Origin of the sequence: Sulfurimonas sp., assembly GCF_019429335.1 — a bacterium.
In the GTDB taxonomy this organism is placed as follows: Bacteria; Campylobacterota; Campylobacteria; order Campylobacterales; family Sulfurimonadaceae; genus Sulfurimonas.
On record NZ_JAHYJB010000006.1, the window covers coordinates 55,448 to 75,424 of the forward strand.

18 protein-coding genes and 1 tRNA gene are annotated in these 19,977 nt (G+C 39.8%); 7 read left to right on the forward strand and 12 right to left on the reverse strand.

What is annotated here, in order from left to right; all coding sequences use genetic code 11:
* Positions 1-10: 10 nt before the first annotated feature.
* From K0A91_RS03985 to K0A91_RS04040, 12 genes are all read right to left on the reverse strand, one after another.
* Positions 11-1,306, reverse strand: coding sequence for a hypothetical protein (locus K0A91_RS03985; RefSeq protein WP_295008386.1), 1,296 nt, complete (start codon positions 1,304-1,306; stop codon positions 11-13).
* 147 nt (positions 1,307-1,453) lie between these two features.
* On the reverse strand, positions 1,454-1,702 hold the full coding sequence (locus K0A91_RS03990; RefSeq protein ID WP_295008388.1) for a hypothetical protein: 249 nt from the start codon (positions 1,700-1,702) through the stop codon (positions 1,454-1,456).
* A gap of 130 nt (positions 1,703-1,832) precedes the next feature.
* Positions 1,833-1,922, reverse strand: a tRNA-Ser gene (locus K0A91_RS03995).
* 233 nt (positions 1,923-2,155) lie between these two features.
* Positions 2,156-2,839, reverse strand: coding sequence for an orotidine-5'-phosphate decarboxylase (gene pyrF / locus K0A91_RS04000; RefSeq protein WP_295008390.1), 684 nt, complete (start codon positions 2,837-2,839; stop codon positions 2,156-2,158).
* Between the two features lie 86 nt (positions 2,840-2,925).
* The gene (gene acs / locus K0A91_RS04005; RefSeq protein ID WP_295008392.1) at positions 2,926-4,878 is read right to left on the reverse strand and encodes an acetate--CoA ligase; all 1,953 of its coding nucleotides are present in this window, start codon (positions 4,876-4,878) and stop codon (positions 2,926-2,928) included.
* Positions 4,879-5,493: a 3'-5' exonuclease gene (locus K0A91_RS04010; protein WP_295008393.1), complete on the reverse strand. Its 615-nt coding sequence runs from the start codon at positions 5,491-5,493 to the stop codon at positions 4,879-4,881.
* A 2-nt stretch (positions 5,494-5,495) separates the two neighbouring features.
* The gene (locus K0A91_RS04015; RefSeq protein WP_295008395.1) at positions 5,496-7,310 is read right to left on the reverse strand and encodes a putative nucleotidyltransferase substrate binding domain-containing protein; all 1,815 of its coding nucleotides are present in this window, start codon (positions 7,308-7,310) and stop codon (positions 5,496-5,498) included.
* Positions 7,311-7,569: 259 nt separating this feature from the next.
* A complete protein-coding gene (locus K0A91_RS04020; RefSeq protein WP_295008397.1) occupies positions 7,570-9,234 on the reverse strand; it encodes a cation acetate symporter in 1,665 nt (554 codons plus the stop codon).
* Positions 9,235-9,549 (reverse strand): DUF485 domain-containing protein, encoded by a 315-nt coding sequence (locus tag K0A91_RS04025; RefSeq protein ID WP_295008399.1) that lies wholly within the window; start codon positions 9,547-9,549, stop codon positions 9,235-9,237.
* A gap of 10 nt (positions 9,550-9,559) precedes the next feature.
* Positions 9,560-10,912, reverse strand: coding sequence for an OprD family outer membrane porin (locus K0A91_RS04030; RefSeq protein WP_295008401.1), 1,353 nt, complete (start codon positions 10,910-10,912; stop codon positions 9,560-9,562).
* Between the two features lie 864 nt (positions 10,913-11,776).
* The gene (locus tag K0A91_RS04035; RefSeq protein ID WP_295008403.1) at positions 11,777-12,433 is read right to left on the reverse strand and encodes a response regulator transcription factor; all 657 of its coding nucleotides are present in this window, start codon (positions 12,431-12,433) and stop codon (positions 11,777-11,779) included.
* Entirely contained in the window at positions 12,433-13,650 is a 1,218-nt protein-coding gene (locus K0A91_RS04040) for a HAMP domain-containing sensor histidine kinase (RefSeq protein ID WP_295008405.1), read from the reverse strand. Before K0A91_RS04040 ends, K0A91_RS04035 begins: the two co-directional genes overlap by 1 nt.
* A gap of 95 nt (positions 13,651-13,745) precedes the next feature.
* On the opposite strand from K0A91_RS04040, the gene K0A91_RS04045 reads away from it, so the two are divergent.
* From K0A91_RS04045 to mreC, 7 genes are all read left to right on the forward strand, one after another.
* The gene (locus K0A91_RS04045) at positions 13,746-14,246 is read left to right on the forward strand and encodes a peptidylprolyl isomerase (protein WP_295008407.1); all 501 of its coding nucleotides are present in this window, start codon (positions 13,746-13,748) and stop codon (positions 14,244-14,246) included.
* Positions 14,247-14,366: 120 nt separating this feature from the next.
* The gene (locus K0A91_RS04050; RefSeq protein WP_295008409.1) at positions 14,367-15,449 is read left to right on the forward strand and encodes an epoxyqueuosine reductase QueH; all 1,083 of its coding nucleotides are present in this window, start codon (positions 14,367-14,369) and stop codon (positions 15,447-15,449) included.
* Between the two features lie 54 nt (positions 15,450-15,503).
* Positions 15,504-15,950, forward strand: a complete 447-nt coding sequence (gene fabZ, locus K0A91_RS04055) for a 3-hydroxyacyl-ACP dehydratase FabZ (protein ID WP_295008459.1) — start codon at positions 15,504-15,506, stop codon at positions 15,948-15,950.
* Positions 15,947-16,768: an acyl-ACP--UDP-N-acetylglucosamine O-acyltransferase gene (gene lpxA / locus K0A91_RS04060; protein WP_295008411.1), complete on the forward strand. Its 822-nt coding sequence runs from the start codon at positions 15,947-15,949 to the stop codon at positions 16,766-16,768. Before fabZ ends, lpxA begins: the two co-directional genes overlap by 4 nt.
* Positions 16,769-16,870: 102 nt before the next feature.
* A complete protein-coding gene (gene clpX / locus K0A91_RS04065; protein ID WP_295008413.1) occupies positions 16,871-18,115 on the forward strand; it encodes an ATP-dependent Clp protease ATP-binding subunit ClpX in 1,245 nt (414 codons plus the stop codon).
* A 9-nt stretch (positions 18,116-18,124) separates the two neighbouring features.
* A complete protein-coding gene (locus tag K0A91_RS04070; RefSeq protein WP_295008415.1) occupies positions 18,125-19,162 on the forward strand; it encodes a rod shape-determining protein in 1,038 nt (345 codons plus the stop codon).
* On the forward strand, positions 19,155-19,916 hold the full coding sequence (gene mreC / locus K0A91_RS04075; RefSeq protein WP_295008417.1) for a rod shape-determining protein MreC: 762 nt from the start codon (positions 19,155-19,157) through the stop codon (positions 19,914-19,916). The genes K0A91_RS04070 and mreC overlap by 8 nt, the downstream gene beginning before the upstream one ends.
* Positions 19,917-19,977: the final 61 nt, after the last annotated feature.

Here is a 19,977-nt window from a genome sequence, read left to right on the forward strand (position 1 = left end):
GACATTCTTATTAACTCTCGTCAACCTGAATGTTTGTGTTTACTTCTAAAGCAACATCAGAGCCGTCACTGTCGTGTCCATTGTATACATTGTATGACTGGTTTGTCTCAGAATCGATAACTACACTCTCGCCTAAACTCCACTCGCCGCTATTTCCTTTAGCACTCAACTCTATAGTGTCACCATTGTCACCGTCAATTCTCAATATATTCTCATTGCCTGTTATATCTAAAACATCTTCAATGGTAATATTTGTTAAAGTTTGACTTCCTTCACCAAGATTTATAGAGTTAACATCTGAACTCTCTTTTGTTAATTTGCCAAAATCTATCTCTATCTCTTCAGAGATTAAAAGCGCATTTTCATTATTATTTTCGCCATTTTGGTACTGATGTTCATCTCCATTATCTTCTTGATCTTTTTTATCTTCTGCTTTTTCTTGAGCGTCACTCTCTTTATCGTCTCTATCGTGCTTATTACCGCCCTTGTCGTTTGCATCAGATTTATCTTCTTTATCTTCTTTATCTTCTTTGTCAGATTTGTCAGATTTGTCTTCTTTGTCAGATTTGTCAGATTTGTCTTCTTTGTCAGATTTATCTTCTTTGTCAGATTTGTCAGATTTGTCTTCTTTGTCAGATTTATCTTCTTTGTCAGATTTATCTTCTTTGTCAGATTTGTCTTCTTTGTCAGATTTGTCTTTTTTATCTTCTTTGTCAGATTTATCAGATTTATCTTCTTTGTCAGATTTATCTTCTTTGTCTGTTTCAGTTGCAGGTACTTCAGGTTCTGTTTCAGTTGCAGGTACTTCAGGTTCTGTTTCAACAATTAGTTCGCCATCAATGCTATTATTAAACGGCTCATCAACAAAACTTCTATCGCGAAGCTCGGCGTTAACATCTGCTGCATCATCGCTTATTTGTGAAAAAACAGCATCTGCACCCTCTGTGGACTCAGCAGATGCGCCCTCTCCTGCAGCGGTCTCTAAATCTTCTATATTTTCAATATCACCGCTCTCTTCTAGCAGAGTTATGATAGTATCTTTTTGTGTAACGCTCTCCTCTTTTGTAAACTCTTCCTCTAAAATAGAAGAGTCAAAAAGCTGTTTATCCTGCCCAATAACTATAATGTCTGAACCATCCATAACAGAGACTACCAGATTGTTTGCAGAGTTATTACCTCTATCACCAATAACCACCTCACCCACGTAAATCGTCTCACCATCAGAAACTTTACGAAGTGAACCATCAACCCCTTTTATATGAAAAACACCATCCACGCTTGCGATTTTTCCAACAACTGCTGCCATCTGTAACTCCAAAATATAGTCTATTTTGGCAATAATACGACAAGTTTAAAAAAAAATATATTGTACCTAAGTACAGCTACTGAAGATTTGTTAAAAATTTATTGATTTTTGCGTATGTAGAAAAAAGAGATTATTGAAAGATTTTATCTATTTGAAGCTGTAGATATCGGAGCTAAAAACGCAGAACACATCTGTTGTCGCTCTTCCCATGTTATAACTAGTTTTATGCTCAATGTCAGCTTTTTTGCAAAACTCTTCTATCTTATGTACAGTATCGTCGTCACTCGAACTAAATCGTAAAATTGCATCACCCTTGTAGCCTATTTTACACTCAAGCCCTGATATGTCCAATTCAACACCGTATTTTATTAACATTTTCATCTCTTTGACAAACATTACGGCTCCCTAATATTTTTTATTTTATTCAATTTTTAAATTGTAACCAAAAATATAGCTAAATCAATTAAATAATATTTGAGGTTCTATTGTATGATTGTATTATTGGCGCAGGAAAAGTAAAATTTCGTGGTGGACAGAGAGGGATTTGAACCCTCGGTACAGTTACCCGTACGCATCCTTAGCAGGGATGTGGTTTCAGCCGCTCACCCATCTATCCTTTGAAGATTGCAATTATAGTCATATATAAATAATATGTAGCTTAAAACTCTAATTTGCTGATTACTCTCGGAGACTTGAGGAGACTAAAAAACTTTCACAAGATGAACAACTGCTCGGAGTTAATTTCTACCCAAATCAGCAACCGTGAAACTCAAAAGAGTTTTTAGCGTCCGGCTATGAGAATTGTGAAGATTATGCAATTATAAAATATTTATAAACAAAGAGGGAGAGTCAAATCTCCTCTAAAATCTTTTTAACAACTAAAGCTGGGTTTTGCGCCTTATAAATAGGGCGACCTACTACTATAAAATCTACATGTGCACTCTTTGCGTAGGCGACATCGGCAACTCTCTGCTGGTCTCCCGCATCTTCTCCAAACGGGCGGATTCCCGGAGTTAGTGTCATAAAATTTTCGTTCGCAATCTTCTTGATTGATTCGCTCTCATAAGCAGAGCAGACAACCCCGTCAAGTCCGCTCTCATACGCATCCTTTGCAAACTGGTCTGCTTTTTGAGCTATTGAGCCCTCATACACCGTGGCAAACTCATCTTCATTAAAAGAGGTAAGCGCGGTAACAGCCAAAACTATAGGACGGTTTTCATACTTTTTCAGCCTATCCATAACCTCTTGCATAGCTCGTTTTCCTGCACTTGCGTGAACATTGAACATATCAACGCCAAGCCCCATAATAGACTCTGCGGCATCAGCCATAGTGTTTGGAATGTCATAAAGCTTAAGGTCTAAAAATATCTTGAAATCTGGATTTATCTTTTTAATATCTTTTAAAAACTCTTCACCGTCGCGGATATAACTGCGAAGTCCGACCTTAAGCCAGACGTCGTACTCTTTTATCTTATGAATAAGTTCTAAATTTTCTTCTTTTGTGGGTAAATCGAGGGCTACACAAAGTTCCATAACTGCTCTTTATTTTTAATTGATGCAATTATAACATTTTTGACATGCATAACCTGACTTTTAAATTATACATGTCAATTTTAAAACTATTTTACCAAATTCTTAATAGTCGCAACAATGCTTGGGTCTTCAAGGGTTGAGATATCCTGCGTAATCTCCTCGCCTTTTGCGATTGAGCGAAGGATTCTTCTCATAATCTTGCCTGAGCGTGTTTTAGGAAGTCCCGGGACAAAAACAATATCATCACAAAGAGCAATATTTCCAATCTCTTTTTTTATCATCTCGTTTAGCTCTTTTTCTATCGCTTCATAGCTATCAAAACGGCTATCTTTAAGTGAATGTTTCATGACAACATACGCGAAAATCCCCTCACCTTTTAGCGGATGGGGTTTTCCTACAACCGCTACTTCTGCTACTTCATCCTCTTTAGCAAGTGCGGCTTCAACCTCAGCCGTACCCATTCTGTGTCCTGAGACGTTAATAACGTCATCAGTACGTCCCGTAATCGTTATGTATCCGTCCTCATCATAATTGGCACCGTCACCCGTAAAGTAAACTCCTCTGCCGTTTTGTTTAACATCTCCGAAGTAAGATTTTACAAATCTCTCTTTATCTCCCCAAATTCCTCTTATCATAGAAGGCCAAGGACGTGTAATACACATAAAGCCCGTCTCATGAAGCTCTTTTTTATTGCCGTCTTTATCTACTATCTCCGCAATAATTCCCGGAAGAGGCAGAGTCGCGCATCCCGGTTTGATAGGTGTAGCTCCAGGAAGAGGAGAGATAACATGACCTCCCGTCTCCGTCTGCCAGTAAGTATCCACGATAGGACATCTGCCCCCGCCTACCTCTTCATAGTACCATTTCCATGCAGCAGGATCAATTGGCTCCCCAACCGTTCCTAAAACTTTCAGGCTTGAGAGGTCATATTTTAGAGGCTCATGTTCTCCCATTTTATGAAGCACACGTATAGCAGTCGGAGCCGTGTAGAACTGGTTTATCTTGTAATCTTGAACCATTTTCCATGCACGTCCCGCATCAGGATAAGTGGGAACGCCCTCAAACATAACTGTTGTCGCACCCATTGCCAGCGGTCCGTAAACTATGTAAGTATGCCCCGTAATCCAGCCGATGTCTGCCGTACACCAGTAAGTGTCATTCTCTTTTACGTCAAACACCCACTCCATCGTCATCTGAGCCCAAAGAATATATCCAGCCTGATTGTGCTGAACGCCTTTTGGCTTGCCTGTACTTCCTGAAGTGTAGAGCAGGAAAAGAGGGTCTTCTGCATCCATAGGCTCCGCATCACACTGATTTGACTGATTTTTTATTAGCGCGTTATAAGAAAAATCTCTTCCCTCATGCCACTCTATCTTCTCGTTGTTTCTCTCAACTACCAAAACTCTCTCTACCGGCGTCTCGCCTTTTACGGCCTCATCTACTACAGGTTTTAATATGTAAGGCTTGTCTTTTCTGTATGCTCCATCAGCCGTAATAACCACTTTTGCATTAGCATCATGGATTCTGTCTCTTAGAGCCTCTGCCGAAAAGCCGCCAAACACGATAGAGTGGATTGCTCCAATACGGGCACATGCAAGCATCGCATAAGCAGCCTCTGGAATCATCGGCATATAGATTACAACTCTGTCGCCTTTTTTTACACCAAACTCATTTTTAAGCAGGTTTGCAAAGCGGTTTACATTGTTATACAAATCAAGATAGGTGATAGTCTGCTTGTCGCCTCTGTCGCCCTCAAATAAAATAGCCGCTTTGTTTTTACGACTATCCAGATGGCGGTCTATACACTGCGTAGAAACATTCAGTTTTCCGCCCTCAAACCACTTCACAAACGGAAAATCACTCTCATCCAATACCTTTGTAAAAGGCTCTATCCACTCAAGCTTCTCTTTTGCGTAACTTCCCCAAAACCCCTCATAATCTCTCATCGCAAAATCTTGCAACTCCTGATACTCACACATATTTTTTATTCTTGCGTCTTTTGCAAACTCTGGGTTTGGCTTAAAAATCTCTTTTATCATCTACTTTCCTTTTGTTAATTTTAAGTATATCATAGCCGTCATGATTGCATCATTGACAGCATTGTGCACTCCCATATTAGGGATAGAGCAGTTTTTCAAGATTGTATCAAATCGTAAATCAATATTTCCTTGCGGAATCAGTGAAATCGTTTTATCAAAGTAAATTTCAGATACTTCAATCATCCTGTTTGGAAGCGTTATTCCAAGAAGCGGCTTCATGTATTTGTTTATCATACTCACGTCAAACTCCAGATAATAACCTACAAGTGGTCTTGAACCCACAAAATTTAAAAACTCTACAATTCCCTCCTTTGTTGTTTTTGCATCTCTTAAATCAAACGGGCGAATCCCGTGGATTTTGATGCTTTTAGAATTTATCTCTTTTGAGTTTTTCAAAAAAACCTCAAATGTCTGCGATGTTAAAATTTTGTTATCTTTTATTTTTACGGCTCCGATAGATAGTATCTCATCCTCTTTAGGGTTTAAGCCCGTTGTCTCCGTATCAAAAACAACATACTCCCCGCTTAAATCCTCTTCAAAGAGAAACTCAAAATTTCTGTTTTTGAGATTTTTGCGGTTAGCATTGACCTTTAACTTAGAGAAAAAATCAAACATGTTCAAACCACCATATTCAGATGAAAATGAAAACTCATAAATTTTTTAAACTTGTTTATGACCTTGAAACTGTCTTTTAGCAAATCTCTCTGGTTTTTTTCCAAATTTCTCGGATTTATAGAGTTGCCTTCATCTACACTTTTTGCCTCAAGCGTAGCTTTTAGTCTGATTGCGTTTAGGGTGTCAAAACTCTCTATAAGCTCAGTTGCAAATGTTTTGTCTATTACTCCGATGTTGTTTAGCTCTTTTATTCTCTCAATCGTGTTTGTCGCTTTTATCTCATACTGCAGACTAAGTGTTCTAATGCCGTGAACAAGTGCAAAGATACCCCCTTTTTTCAAATCAAGTTTATCGTTACGCTCTTTTTCTATAACAAAGCCCGAGAACAAAGAGAGCGGCGTTTCAAAGTTTAAAACCGCTTTTGCAACATGTGCCAAAACATCGTCCCTTGCGTGAAAAACGGTATGAAGATAGTTTTTTAGCTCATAAAGAAGAGCACAATCCCCTGCAATACACTTTGCGTCTAAAAATATACTAAGATTTCTCACACTCTCATCGCTCATGTTGTATGTCCACTTGCCTATAAGCGTCTTATATGAACTTGTGTTTCTGCGCCAAAACTCATTGCTTACCATAACATTGCCTGCGCATTTTGGAAATCCAAGCTCAAGAAGATAACCATTAAGCCTCATCATCGGCTCACGAAAAAGCTCTACCTCGACACCATCTTTTATGATAAGCGCATTATCCTGATCGCTTCTTATCATCTGCTCTTCTCTGCCTTCGCTTCCCATAACGATAAGTGCGCACTTGTCTCTAAGCTCTAAAGGAACACTCATCTCAAAGAGTTTTTTATACACCTTCTCATTAAGAGCGGCTATAAGCTTTGTGATATATCTGACCTTGACGCCCTTTGCTCTGAGTGTGATTATAAGGTTTTTAAAATCATGTCCAATAGCCTTTAAATCATCCATTTTCTGAGCTTTGTCAATCTGAACGGCCACTAGATGAGAGTGGCTTGCAAAGTAGCTAAGCAGGTCGAGCTGTTCCAAAACACCTACAATTTCTGTACCGTCCTTTACAACCACCCTCTTGATAGAGTTGTGCGTCATCAGTAAAAGCGCATTAAACAAGAAGTCGTTTATCTCTACCGCTATAACTCCCTTTGTGGCGATTGTTGATATATCTTTGCCGAGGTTATTATCTCCAAGAAGAACTTTTTTTCTCAAATCAGTGTCCGTAACTATAGAGTAGCCGTTTTCCTCTTTTACGATTATGACCTTTGCTCCAAGCTCCTCTTGCCTCTCAAGTGCGCTATGTATGCTCTCGTTCGCTTCTACTACACAAGCTACATGTAAAAAAATATCTGAGACTTTTGAGATAAGAAAAGGGGAGAGTTCGCTCTGTGCATCGTAATCTTTTAACTGTTTATGTCGTGTTATAAAGTCCTGCAAAAAGTAGCTTTGAACATGTTTGTCCTGCATTAAGTCAAGAAAATCATCTTTTTTTATCTCATAGCAGATTAAATCCTCTTCGACTATGAACTTAGCTTTTGTGTTTCCATAGATAAGCGCATCCGCGTCAAAACTGTCGCCCGCACCATAAACATTGTGAACTTCATCATCTATGTACTCCGTAACTGAGCCTTTTATGATGATATAAAATGCGATTGAGGAGATTGAGCCAGAGATGAGAAGCGTTTTGCTTGGATAGTAAGCAATATCTATTTTTTGCATAAGAGCATCCATTCTCTGCTTGCTCAAAAGCCCAAACGGGTGAATGGCTTCGATAAGTTTTCTTTGATCTTGTATGCTCACAAAATATCCTTTACAACACTCTCTACTAAGCTAATGCTAACTCTCTTAGGCTTCACGGTGGGTGCCCCAAATCTTGAGTAGCAAGATTTGGCACTTCCACTGCAAAATCGTTCGTTTCATTTGATGTTAATCACTAAAACGAACGTGTCCGTTTTAGTGGCAGGGACAAATTGTCCCTTGCAACCCCCTTATAATGGAGTATGCCATTGGTTAGCATACCTAAAAGCTATGAAAAACAGGTTTTTCGAGATTTAAGATGCTAATGGCTAGATGCGCCCTCTGCGCCAATACCCGTTTGCGCTCTGATAAACTGCGCTTCAAACTTCTCTTTCTCCTCTTTTGCGCTGTCTGACTTATCAGTAACAGAGAAGAAGTAGGTCGCCAAAAAAGCCACCGTCATAGAGAAGAGTGCCGGATATTTGTATGGGAAAATTGCTTTTGCATTTCCAAGTACATCAACCCAAACCGCAGGTCCAAGAATAAGCAGAACAACCGCAGTTGCAAGTCCCATGCTTCCGCCGATAACCGCACCGCGAGTTGTCAAGCCTCTCCAGTACATTGAAAGGAAAAGGATTGGGAAGTTTGCGGATGCTGCGATAGCAAACGCAAGACCCACAACAAAGGCGATATTTTGGCTCTCAAATGCGATACCTAAAAGGATAGCGATGATACCAAGAGCAACTGTTGCCATTTTTGAGACCTTCATCTCAGTAATTGAGTCAACCTGCCCTTTTTTGATAACAGAAGAGTAGAGGTCATGGCTAATCGCCGAAGCACCCGCAAGTGTAAGACCTGAAACAACCGCCAAAATCGTAGCAAACGCAACTGCCGAGATAAAGCCCAAGAAGAAGTCGCCGCCTACCGCGTGGCTTAGGTGAATTGCCGCCATGTTGTTTCCGCCAAGTATCGGCTGTCCGCCGCTGATTGCCTGTTTTGCAAGGTCTAAATATTCAGGTTTGCCAAGCACCATAACTATAGCACCAAAACCGATGATAAATGTCAAGATGTAGAAATAACCGATAAATCCTGTCGCGTAAAATACAGATTTTCTCGCCTCTTTTGCATCGCTTACCGTAAAAAATCTCATAAGAATATGAGGCAATCCCGCAACACCAAAGATGAGTGCAACTGCTAGTGAAATAGCCGAAACAGGGTCGCTTACAAGATTTCCCGGAGCCATAATGGAGACATCTTTAAGCTCAACCGCATGTGCAAAAAGTTTGCCGAAGTTGAAATCATAATGTGCCATAACCGCGATAGACATAAATGTCGCGCCCGAGAGAAGCAAGAACGCCTTGATGATCTGCACCCAAGTTGTTGCAAGCATACCGCCGAATGTAACATAAAGAATCATCAAAATACCGACGATAAAAACAGCAATTTCATAGTTAAGACCAAAAAGAAGCTGGATAAGTTTTCCAGAGCCGACCATTTGCGCAATAAGATAAAGAACAACCGTTATAATAGAACCAAATGCGGCGAGTATTCGCACAGGAGTTTGGCGAAGTCTATACGATGCAACATCTGCGAATGTATATTTTCCTAAGTTTCTAAGCGGCTCAGCAATCATAAACAAAATTACTGGCCAACCGACTAGAAATCCGATTGAGTAGATAAGACCGTCATATCCGCTTGCATAAACAAGTCCTGATATACCAAGAAAAGATGCTGCCGACATGTAGTCGCCCGCAATCGCCATACCGTTTTGAAAGCCTGTAATTCCTCCACCTGCCGTGTAGAAATCTTTCGCGCTCTTTGTACGTTTTGCCGCCCAGTATGTTATACCTAAAGTAGCACCGACAAAGATAAGAAACATAACTATCGCAGAGAGATTAAGCTCTTTTGCCGCCTCACTTGTAGCCGCATTTGACGCAAATACCGCTATTGTTCCTAGTATTAAAAATAAAAATATTCTATTTATCATCTACATTCCCTTCACTTTATCTTTGATTTTATTGTTCAAATCATCAAATTCGCCGTTTGCTCTTTTGGTATAAATTCCAGTTATGATAAAAGCAAAAAAGATAACTCCCATACCGACGGGAATTCCTACTGTTGTTACGGAACCATCCGATAACGGAGCTCCTAAAACCTCTGGAAAATAAGCTATCATCATAATAAATCCAAAATAGACTACTAGTATGATGATGGATAGAGTAATGGCAAAAGAGCTTCTCTTTGCCACTAACTCTTTATAATTTGGGTCATTTTTGACCACTTCTACGATATCTTTTTGCATCTAATTCTCCTTAAAAATTATAGTTTGCGATAAATCTGTACTCATTCCAGCCTGTTTTACCCGCTGCACTCTCGGCAAAGCCTCTTGGAAAATTTCCACGAAGACGAAGTTGCAGGTTTTTAACAACCTCTGGATTGTAAATAGCATCAAACCCAGCTTCACTTGCCGTTCTCTCTACGCCGTATCCGCTGCTTGCGTCCATGTCAAACTCTGTATAATATGCAACTGTTGTAAGATTGGCACCCATCTCTTTAAAGTTGTATGACGCAGCTGCTTTTGCCGCCTCTGTTCCTGCCATAAACATGTGGCGCGTTACCATCCCCTGCGTATATGCAGGCATTCCACCCCATGGAGAAATAATTGCATTTGCAACACCGCCATCAACTGCCTCTGCTGCACTGTTTTCGCCAATTTTAGAGTATGCAAACGAGAGGTCAAAATTTTGCACTTTCACACCAATTTTTGCCGCAGCATATGTGCTGTCTATCTTGCCGCCGAACTCATCTCCAACAGAGTCCTCTTTGATGATTTGCACACCGGCGTATGGCTTAAGCGCATCAGTTAGGAGACATTTCCATGAGTAGTTTGCTTCACCGTAGATGATATTCATAATATCATGCGCATAGTAGTCCCAAAGCTGAAGCTTAAGATTTTCAATCCCCGTATATGTAGCCGAAGCCATTGTAATACCATCTGTTTTTTCACCAAAAGCGTATGTTCCGACATTTTCAAAACTTCCCACTTGATTGAGACTATCAACATATGAGTAACCTGCTGTTGCAGATAATAACTTATTTGCATTCGTTGCTGTTGATGTTGCACTATAAGCTCTGCCGAAAGTTCCTTGTGCAAATTTTGTTACATGTCCAAGCGTTATAGTTGTGTTTGCGATATCTTTGTTAGTAAGCAGATACGCCTCAAAAAGGTTTGGAATCATTCTGGCATCATCATCTGCAAGCATTGGAGTAGCAAGTTTTTGACGACCGCCTTTAAATGTTGTGTTTCCGCTTTTATATTGCAGGTAAGCTTCACCTAGAATTGAGTAGTTGTCGTTATCTTTTCCAAAAAGCGTAGCATCCATGGTATTGCGAGAATCTAGTTTATTTGTAGTGTAAAATGCGGCGCCTAAACTAACTCCGCCAAGCTCTGCAGTTTCATACCTTAAGTGTCCGCCTATTGCAGTTGCACCTCTGTGCGTTTTAGTTCCGGCACTACCCTGATATTCTCTATCTATATAAAACATACGGAGTTGTCCGTTTGCTTTTCCCTCAGAAAACATACTATTTAAATCATCTGCTGCATTCAAAGAAGCTGTTGCAAGAAAACTCACTGCCACTGCGCTAAGCACGATATATTTTTTCATCATTTTACCTTTTTTATATATTAGACACCGCAATCCTAAAATAGGAAAATAGCATGAACGTAGCATTGATAAAAAAGATGGCAATTGGTTTATATGAATTTATAGATTTGGGTATAAATGTAACATGCCGTACATCATGAATCCTATTATTAAGTTTTACTTAAGAAAATAGTGCGCCATATTTTTTAACCAATGTCACCAATCGGTTTGTACTATAATATTTTTAACATGTAAGATAAAAATTATAGAAAAGAGGTCGGCTATAAGATATTTAAAATTGCGCTTAAAGATGTCTCAAATATGCTCTGGGCATTTTATCTTCTCGTGGGTGCGACAGCCATGTTTGTCGGACTTGGGTATTTTTACAAAACGATTCAGGAATCGACTCCAAAAGAGGATAATTAAGCTTTGCGACAAACCGACTATCCACAATCTTGTTCTTACGCCGGAGTCTCTCTCATTACCATACTCCAGCGTGAAAATGCGGACATGTCAAATCTAGCTCCAATGCTTCTGTGCAGGAACAATAAAGAGCCTATATGTAAAGAAAGTGTAAAGCAGTTGCAAATGTCATCTTGACAAACTCCCTATATACTTCTAGTATCAAAAAATAAAAGGATGCAAGATGAATAAAACAACATCACAAATACTTATAGGTCTAGCTGTGTTAAAACTTTCTTTACTTGTTATTGCAGGTTCTATCATAACTTCTGAGCTTATTAATATATAACTAGAAAGAGAGCAAGAGAAATTCATCTTTCTCACTCCAATGTTTCAGCATGAGAGTGTATGCTTTTGTCTCTTTAGCCCTATATGCGTTCCCGCGGAGAGCGTGGGAACGAGGAGTAAAATACGAAAAAAGTTTTATGGCTTATCTACCATATACCCCATACCGCGCACATTGATAACAAAGTCCTCTTTTAGGCTCTTTTTGAGTCTGTTTATCTCCGCTCTGATAGTGGCATTGTCCACCATCTGCTCACTCCACACGTATGTCTGAAACTGCTCAAAATCAACGACCATTCCTCTGTTTCTTGAGAGCAGGTCTATGATTTGAGACTGTCTTTTTGTCAAAACCTGAGGCTCGTTGCTAAATAGCAGAGTGCTGTGTTCTTGGTCGTAGCTGTAGTTTTTGGAAAGTCTGAGATGAACTCTTGGCATACTGCTGGAGAGTTTAATTCTATCCACCCTGAGAGAGAGCTCTTTTAGGTGAAAAGGCTTCTTTAGGTAGTCATAACATCCCAAGTCATACGCCCTTGAGATATCCTCAATATCCACCAATGCGCTTATATATACAACAGGCACATGTATCTTTAAGTCATGTATTTTTTCTAAAAATGAGAGTCCGTCAAGTCCGGGAACAGTAATATCTAAAATAAGTAAATCGTAAGAGTTCTCTTTTATGGCACTGAGCGCGTCAAGCCCGTTAAAAAAACTCTCAATCTGATGTCCCTCCGACTCTAAATATTCGCAGATTGACTCATTTAACATCACCTCATCTTCTAAAAGCAGTATCTTCATCAATCCCCCATCGATTTGAACTTATAGCTGAATGTCGTGAGCGAATCATCAGAGACGACATCTACTTCAACACCCTCCTCTTCGCATATACTCTTAACTAGTCTAAGCCCAAGTCCAAAGCCGTCCCTGCTCTGCTCTTCTCTGTAGTAAGCTTCAAAAACTCTGTCCGTATCTTGTATGATTTTTGATTTGCTGCTGACGCAAAACTTTGCATGAGAACCTGCTTTTGACAAACCAACATGCACATTTTCATTTGGCAGCGTATATTTGATAGCATTTGTGAGAGTATTGTCTATAATGCGCTGGAGTTTTGTCTCGTTAAAATGTACATGTATCTCCTCTTTTGGCGGAGTGTACTCAAACCTTATAAGCGAAAATTCGGCAACTTCTCTGAAAAAATCTATCCTGCTGTTTAGAAAATTATTTAGATTTACTACCGTTTTTTTATACACTATATGATCTTTTTTAACCAGATAGCTCAAGTCATCATATATGCTAAAGATATTTTTTGCGGCAGCCTCTATCTTAGAGAGGTCTCTGTCTTTTGGATGCTTCATCAGATATAGCTCGATGCTCGTAAGTATTACGCTAAGAGGGGTATTTGTCTCATGAACCGTATAACGCAAGAACTCCTTTTGCGCCTTTAGTAAATCCTGAGAAAAACTCTTCTGCTTCTGTAGGTTCTCATTTATCTCTAACAGTGCGGCAGTTTTATCCTTTACTCTCTCTTCAAGCCCAAGATTTAGCTCTTTGAGGCTCTTTTTCTGCTCATTAATCTTTGCAACCATATCGTTTGCATAGCCCACCATCTCTTTAAAATCTTGAAAAAAGATGCTCTTGGGATCTATTGTCTCATCCCGATTGACTGCTTTTTTAAAAAAATCCAAAAAGGTCTCTGTATCTCTTTGCAAAAATCTATTGAAAAGGTTATTTATCCCCAAAAATATGGCAAAGAGGATAAAAGAGAGCGTTACGATTGCAAGGACAGTTTTAATAAGAAGCGTTTTTAGTTTTTTGCGATTTTGCTCAAGCAAATCGTTATCTAAGACGCTATCTCCTTTAAGAAGAAAGCTCTGCTTGAGCTCTTTTTCATAATCTTTGTGCGTCTCTTCAACAAGAAGACCGACGAAAATCATGGTAAGCAGAAATATAACCATAATGGTAAAAATATCTGCCTGCTTTATTGTCATGTTTTGAAATAGTGATTTAATTTTCATACCTGAGATTATACACGGATTTATTTTTTTATAAAAACATCTGTTTAAAATATTTCACTACAATAACGAAAATTTTTAAAATACAAGGGTAGAAAATGTTTGGAAAAAAATTAAAAAAGTACGAGTTAAGCACCGATGAACTGAACAAACTTCAGTGGGCAAAAATTTCAACAAGCAAAGGCGATATCTGGGTAAAACTGCTTCCTGAGGAGGCTCCAAACACAGTTGCGAACTTTGCACACCTTGCAGAGTCAGGCTTCTACAACAACCTTAGCTTTCACCGCGTAATCCCAGGTTTTATGGCTCAAGGTGGCTGTCCGCACGGAACTGGAACAGGCGGACCTGACTGGGCTATTCCATGCGAGACAAAAACAAATGTCACAAAACACGCAAGGGGAGCTCTCTCAATGGCTCACGCCGGACCAAACACAGGCGGAAGCCAATTTTTCATCACTTTTGTTGCTACTCCTCACTTAGACGGCGTACACACTGTTTTTGGAACTATCCAAAAAGATGACGCTGAGAGTTTTGCTGTTCTTGATGCTATCAAAGGTCAAGACGCGATTAACTCTATTGAGATTTTTGAGAACCACTAATGGTAGAGACTAAAGTGAGTAAAGCCCATTTTAGCGGCAGGGACAAATGTCTCTTGCTACACCCTAAAGCTGCAAAACAAAGTTTCTTTAGAAAAAACTTGTTTTTCGAGAATTAAATAAATGTTAGTACATATCTGCTGTAGTGTTGATTCACACTTTTTCTTAGAAAAATTGCAGCATGATTACCCACAGGAGAAGCTCACAGGCTTCTTCTACGACCCAAACATCCACCCCTACTCCGAATACCGGCTTCGCCTTCTTGATGTAAAACGCTCATGCAAAAAACTCGGCATTGAACTGCTTGAGGGAGAGTATGATTTTCTTGCTTGGATTGAGGCGGTAAAAGGGTTGGAAAATGAGCCTGAAAAGGGCAAAAGATGCGAAGTTTGCTTTGACAAGCGTTTTGAAGTAAGTGCAAAAAAAGCTCTTGAGCTTGGAGAAAAAAGTATGACTACCACTCTGCTTGTCAGTCCGCTCAAATCACAGGAACAACTTAAACGCAGCGGCGATATGTTTTTCCAAAAACATGGCGTTGAGTTTATTGCATATGATTACCGAACAAACGGCGGAACGCAGGAGCAGAGCCGCGTGACAAAAGAGGAGCAGCTATACCGTCAAGACTACTGCGGCTGCATCTACGGACTTACCATGCAGCGCGAGCAGCAGGAGCGTCTGATGGATGAGATGTTCTCTCCTATCTCAAATAAAATTCTCCCCGCTTCCATCGAAGAGAGAATCGAGATGTACAGTTATCGCAACGAGCTCGAAGAGAAAAATATTGCATATAAAATCACGAGAGAGAAGTTTTTAAACTACCGCCAATTCAACCTCAAAGTAACTTCAGGCAAAGAAGAGGTTATCCCATCTTATGCACTCTTCTACTCTACACTTCCCAGAAAAAAAACTCAAGGCAAAGTAGAGTTTATAAACAAAAACATAGGCTATTTCAATCGCGAAGAGATAAAGTTTGTGACTCTTGATTTTTTTAATTCTACATGTAACTTTAATTACGAAACTCTAAAAGAGCTTATATTCAACCCTCCGAGTTTTGGTGAGGAGCTGAAGTTTAGAACTTTCTTAACATCTTCAAACTATGATTTGAGTCCGATTATTATCATTGATGAAATCCCCCAAACTAAGCTCACCGTAGAACTTGATGCAAAAATTTATGAAGATGTCAGAGAAAAACTAATCATTCTATAATATTTTTTTTGGTAGAATAGCCAAATTTATTAAATTACAAAGGTTTTGCTGATGATTATGGATGTCATGGAAATTCAAAAAATTATACCTCACCGTTACCCCTTTTTACTTTTAGACAGAGTTACCGAAATCAAGGAGAACAGCTCTCTTATCGGGTTTAAAAATGTAACTATAGGCGATAACGTTTTCCAAGGCCACTTTCCCGGCCATCCAATCTATCCCGGCGTTATGATTTTAGAGGGAATGGCTCAAGCCGGCGGAATATTGGCATTTAAAAGCATGGGCAGTATGACAAAGGAAGAAGCAGCAAACAAAGTTGTATATTTTATGAGTATCGATAGAGCAAAATTCCGCGCTCCCGTAAAACCCGGTGACAGACTTGAGTACCGCATCAGCGTTATCAAAAACAAGGGTCAAATATGGGTACTTGACGGCAAAGCGTATGTCGATGATGTTTTAGTCTCTGAAGCTGAACTAAAAGCTATGATAGTTGACAAGTGAAAAAACACGTGAAAAAAGATAAATCATTAAATAAAATTTCTCCATTAGCAATCATTGAAGATGGCGCAGTTATAGGCAAAAATGTCGAGATTGGCGCATACTGTTTTATCTCCGCAGATGCTACCATCGGAGACGGAACAAAAATAGACCAAAACAGCTGTATTTATGGAAAAACGACGATAGGCAAAAACAATCATATTTTTTCTCATGCCGTAATCGGCTCTCCTCCGCAGGATTTGAAATTTGCGGGTGAGGATGTTGAGCTGATAATCGGTGACAATAATAAAATAAGAGAGTTTACGCTTTTTAACCCTGGAACAAAGGGCGGCGGCGGAAAAACGATTGTCGGTTCGCACAACCTTTTTATGGGATATGTCCATATCGGGCATGACGTAATAATCGGAAATCACTGTATTTTGGCAAATGCCGCAACGCTTGCGGGGCATGTTGAAATGGGCGACTATGCGGTAATCGGCGGAATGACACCAATACACCAATTTGTCCATATCGGCGAGTATGCGATGATTGCAGGCGCATCTGCGCTGGCTCAGGATGTTCCTCCATTTTGTATGGCAGAGGGAAATCGCGCAACGCTTAGAGGCCTAAATCTAACAGGTCTTAGAAGAAACATAAAACGCGAAGAGATAGACGAGATAAAGTCTGCTTACAAAGAACTTTTTGAAGCGGGCAAATCGCTCAAAGATGTTGCAAACGAACTTTTAGAAAAAACTTCGAGCTTGAGAGTTCAATCTCTTTGCAATTTTGTTCTAAAAACAAAACGAGGAATTCCTTATGAAAGAAAGAAAACTGATGACTAAAAAAGCACAAGTGCTTTGGGCTCTCTGCACAAGTGAACCGAGTGTTAACGTAGGTAACGGAATTACTTCCGGTGCCGTAATAATTAGTAAGAGGAAAAATGTATGATTTTTAGAACATGTAGTTTTTGCGATGCGAATGAGAGTGACGCAAATCCGCTAATTGCCGGAAACGGTGTATATATCTGTAAAAACTGTGTTATCTCTGCATATAAGATTATGTTTGGTGATGACAAAGCTTCCGACTCTTCACAAAACGGTGAACTTGTTGATGCTGTAGCAAAACTGATGACACCAAAAGAGCTGAACACTTTTTTAGCCGATTACATCATCGGACAAGAGCGTGCAAGAAGACTTCTCAGTGTTGCTGTTTATAACCACTACAAAAGAATTTTCAAAACTCAAAACGTAGAAGATGACGACACTGAGATTGCAAAATCAAACGTATTGCTCATAGGTCCGACTGGAAGCGGAAAAACGCTTATGGCTCAAACAATAGCAAGAGTTCTAAACGTTCCTATCGCCATCGCTGATGCTACTAGCCTCACCGAAGCGGGCTACGTCGGAGAGGATGTTGAAAATATTTTAACAAAGCTTCTTCAAGCCGCAGAGGGAGATGTGCAAAAAGCACAAAGAGGAATAGTCTTTATAGACGAGATAGATAAAATTTCACGCATGAGCGAAAACCGCTCTATCACTCGCGACGTATCAGGAGAGGGTGTTCAGCAGGCACTTCTTAAGATTATCGAGGGTGCTGTAGTAAATATACCGCCAAAAGGCGGACGTAAACATCCAAATCAAGAGTTTATTGCAATCGATACCACAGGAATTCTATTTATCTGCGGCGGAGCTTTTGACGGTCTAGATGAGATACTAAAGAGAAAACAGGGCGAGAATGTTTTAGGCTTTGGACATGAAAAAAAGAGCAAAAAAGAGCAAAAGATGAGCTATGGCATGGTCGAGCCTGACGATTTGGTCAACTATGGGCTTATTCCTGAGCTTGTAGGTCGTCTTCCTATTATCGCTTCACTAAATGAGATTACAGAAGATGATATGGTTCGCATTTTAACAGAGCCGAAAAACTCGATAATCAAGCAGTATAAAAAACTATTTTCAATCGATAATGTTGCGCTTAACTTTGAAGAGGATGCGCTAAGAGCAATTGCGGCAAAATCTATCAAAAGAAAAACGGGCGCTCGCGGACTTCGCGCAATTTTGGAAGAGAATATGATAGATATCATGTATGAACTTCCGGAATACAGCGGATATGAAGTCTTAGTAACAAAAGCAGTAATAGATGACGGAGAAGCTCCGGTCTATATCAAAAAACACACAAAACAGACAGCCTAAGGTAGCAGAATGATATTTAACAAACTAATCGGTCTTTTTTCAAATGATTTATCTATAGATTTAGGAACAGCAAACACTATTGTTATTGCCAAAGGCAGAGGTATTATTATAAATGAGCCCTCTGTTGTTGCAGTTAAAACAGGCAAATTTGGTCATCAGAGAGTTCTCGCGGTCGGACATGAAGCAAAAGAGATGGTAGGTAAAACTCCCGGCAACATAAAGGCAATCCGTCCAATGCGCGACGGCGTTATTGCAGATTTTGACATGACTGAGAAGATGATTAGAAAATTCATCGAAAAGGCTCACGGAAGAAGCTCTCTTATAAGCCCTAGAATTATCATCTGTGTTCCTTACGGTCTGACGCAAGTTGAGAGAAAAGCGGTTCGCGAATCAGCACTAAGTGCAGGTGCTAGAGAAGTTTTCCTTATTGAAGAGCCTATGGCAGCAGCAATAGGAGCAGGAATAGATATCCGTGAACCGCAAGGAAACCTAGTTGTGGACATCGGCGGCGGAACAACAGAGATAGGCGTTGTCTCACTTGGAGGTCTTGTTCTTTCAAAATCAATCCGTACTGCGGGAGATAAGATAGATCAGGCAATCGTCAACTATATTAGAAAAAAATACAACCTTCTTATCGGCGAGAGAGTTGCCGAAGAGATTAAGATAAATATCGGAACAGCTGTAACGCTTGATGAAGAGTTGAGAATGGTTATAACAGGAAGAGATCAGGTAGAGGGTCTTTTAAGTTCTGTTGAGCTGACAAGTGAAGATGCTAGAGAAGCAATGAGAGATCCTCTCAAAGAGATTGGAGAGGCTCTCCGCGATGTGCTAGAGCAGATGCCTCCCGATTTGGCAGGTGACATTGTAAATCACGGTATTATCCTAACAGGCGGAGGAGCCCTTATCCGTCAGCTTGACAAATATCTTGCAGATATTGTAAAAATCCCTGTATATGTTGCAGATGAGCCGCTTCTTGCAGTTGCTCGCGGAACAGGCCGGGCACTTGAAGAGATAGATTTACTACAAGAACTATTCGAAAATGAGTAAAGGGCTACTTAGCTTTTTTTCGATATTTATTGCGCTCCTTATGGGTGCACTATACTATACTGATATCATTCAGTCCCCTTTTATCTCTGTTTTAAACAGCATAAAATCCAACTATCGCACAGCTACGGAATTTATTCAAAGCAAGATTGATAGACACCTTTTCCAAGCTAGGCATATTGCGCAGCTTGAGGATAGGCTTCAGCAGTATGAGAACAATCATTTGGTTATGAGGCAGCTCTCATCTGAGATAAACGACCTCTTTGCACTAAGCCATTCAACTCTCAAAACAGACCCAAATGTTGAGCTGGTAAGAACAATCTCATACCAAAAATTCGGAGATTTAAACAGAGTTTGGCTTGAGATTAACGACTATAACTCTTCACGCGTTTACGGACTAACACACAACGAGCTTGTCGCAGGCATTGTTATTTCGCAAAACGGCAGACCGCTGGGACTATTAAACAGCGATACAAAGAGTTCGTACGCTGTTTATGTCGGTAAAGAGAGTGCACCTGGGATAGTTCACGGAAACAACTCCAACCATCTAATTGTAAAATTCATCCCAGCTTGGTTTTCAATTGAAGATGGAGATGAAGTAGTGACTTCAGGCTTGGATGAGATATTTTTTAAAGGGCTTAAAGTCGGAACCGTAATATCTGTTACAAAATCGCAAGGCTACCAAACCGCAGTAGTAGAACCTTTCTATAAAGCCAATAATCCAAACTATTTTTATATGATAAAAAAAGTCAGATAACTCATCAAATCTTAAGTGCTTTTTACCTATAATAAACAAATTTTTTTATGTACAACTATTA

Bases quoted from the DNA above. Each gene is read 5' to 3' on its own strand.
- K0A91_RS03985 (WP_295008386.1), bottom strand. From the start codon at position 1,306: ATGGCAGCAGTTGTTGGAAAAATCGCAAGCGTGGATGGTGTTTTTCAT.
- K0A91_RS04020 (WP_295008397.1), bottom strand. From the start codon at position 9,234: ATGATAAATAGAATATTTTTATTTTTAATACTAGGAACAATAGCGGTA.
- K0A91_RS04035 (WP_295008403.1), bottom strand. From the start codon at position 12,433: ATGAAGATACTGCTTTTAGAAGATGAGGTGATGTTAAATGAGTCAATC.
- K0A91_RS04030 (WP_295008401.1), bottom strand. From the start codon at position 10,912: ATGAAAAAATATATCGTGCTTAGCGCAGTGGCAGTGAGTTTTCTTGCA.
- K0A91_RS04010 (WP_295008393.1), bottom strand. From the start codon at position 5,493: ATGTTTGATTTTTTCTCTAAGTTAAAGGTCAATGCTAACCGCAAAAAT.
- K0A91_RS04045 (WP_295008407.1), top strand. From the start codon at position 13,746: ATGTTTGGAAAAAAATTAAAAAAGTACGAGTTAAGCACCGATGAACTG.
- acs (WP_295008392.1), bottom strand. From the start codon at position 4,878: ATGATAAAAGAGATTTTTAAGCCAAACCCAGAGTTTGCAAAAGACGCA.
- K0A91_RS03990 (WP_295008388.1), bottom strand. From the start codon at position 1,702: ATGTTTGTCAAAGAGATGAAAATGTTAATAAAATACGGTGTTGAATTG.
- clpX (WP_295008413.1), top strand. From the start codon at position 16,871: ATGATTTTTAGAACATGTAGTTTTTGCGATGCGAATGAGAGTGACGCA.
- pyrF (WP_295008390.1), bottom strand. From the start codon at position 2,839: ATGGAACTTTGTGTAGCCCTCGATTTACCCACAAAAGAAGAAAATTTA.
- K0A91_RS04040 (WP_295008405.1), bottom strand. From the start codon at position 13,650: ATGAAAATTAAATCACTATTTCAAAACATGACAATAAAGCAGGCAGAT.
- K0A91_RS04025 (WP_295008399.1), bottom strand. From the start codon at position 9,549: ATGCAAAAAGATATCGTAGAAGTGGTCAAAAATGACCCAAATTATAAA.
- K0A91_RS04050 (WP_295008409.1), top strand. From the start codon at position 14,367: ATGTTAGTACATATCTGCTGTAGTGTTGATTCACACTTTTTCTTAGAA.
- mreC (WP_295008417.1), top strand. From the start codon at position 19,155: ATGAGTAAAGGGCTACTTAGCTTTTTTTCGATATTTATTGCGCTCCTT.
- K0A91_RS04070 (WP_295008415.1), top strand. From the start codon at position 18,125: ATGATATTTAACAAACTAATCGGTCTTTTTTCAAATGATTTATCTATA.